2 protein-coding genes are annotated in these 862 nt (G+C 67.4%); both read left to right on the plus strand.

The window, feature by feature from the left end; translation table 11 throughout:
- Positions 1 to 255, plus strand: a 255-nt coding sequence (locus A5780_RS08670) for a hypothetical protein (RefSeq protein WP_231982895.1), incomplete at its 5' end; no start/stop codon positions are given.
- Positions 256 to 350: 95 nt separating this feature from the next.
- Positions 351 to 862: ParB/Srx family N-terminal domain-containing protein (locus A5780_RS08675; protein ID WP_197521702.1), on the plus strand; the 512-nt coding region annotated here is incomplete at its 3' end.

The following is an 862-nucleotide window of genomic DNA, read 5'->3' on the forward strand; positions in this document are numbered from 1 at the left end:
GAAAGGTCACCGTTCATGCCGTCCGCGAACTCTGTCCCGACCCTGTCCCGCGCGGAATTCGATCGACTCGAACACCGTGGCGCCGCCGGCGCGACCGCCACCCTCGCCGAGATGGATTCCGCCGTCGCCGACCGCTGGCGCGGCGAGCACCCCGGGTGGCGGGGCCGCCACTGGGCCTACCTCGACGACGAGCACGGCGTGCTGCGCCTGCACCCGATCAACGTCACCCGCACCTCGAGCCAGGCAGCTGCCTGAACCACACCCATTCCGGTTCACCGTCCAGACCGGCGCAGCCACACCGTCATTCAACCGATGGGGCCGCGCCGTTCGTCATCTCATAGGAGGTCCCATTGAGTTCGACCGCCCTCACCGTCGTCCCCGACATCGAACCCGACGCCGACTCCACTACGTCCACCGCGACCGGCGATCAGGCTGCCGACGAGCACCCTGACTCGCAGCCCGCGCCTACCGACACCGGCGACGAGGCCACCGACGACCGGGCGCTAATTCCGCCGAACGCGACTGCGGCGTATATGGATCCGCGGGAGTTGGTGATCGCGGAAAATGTGCGCAAGGACTTCGACGTCGACCAGCACCCCAAGCAGGCCGCCTCGATCCGCGAGTTCGGCGTCACCGCACCGGTGTTGGCCGAACGCGAACCCGACGGGTCGGTGCATGTGATCGATGGCCAGGTGCGAGTGTTGATCGCCCAGGCCGTCGGTGTCACCCCGGTGCCGGTGTGGATCACCGAGGCGCCTACCGAGATCGATATCAAGCAGCGGCGCATCGATCGCACGATGGTGCAGATCAATCTCAACGAGCGACGGATCCCGTTGACGCAGGCCGACTACGCCGCCGGTAT

Origin of the sequence: Nocardia sp. 852002-20019_SCH5090214, assembly GCF_001665865.1 — a bacterium.
Classification (GTDB): Bacteria; Actinomycetota; Actinomycetes; order Mycobacteriales; family Mycobacteriaceae; genus Nocardia; species Nocardia nova.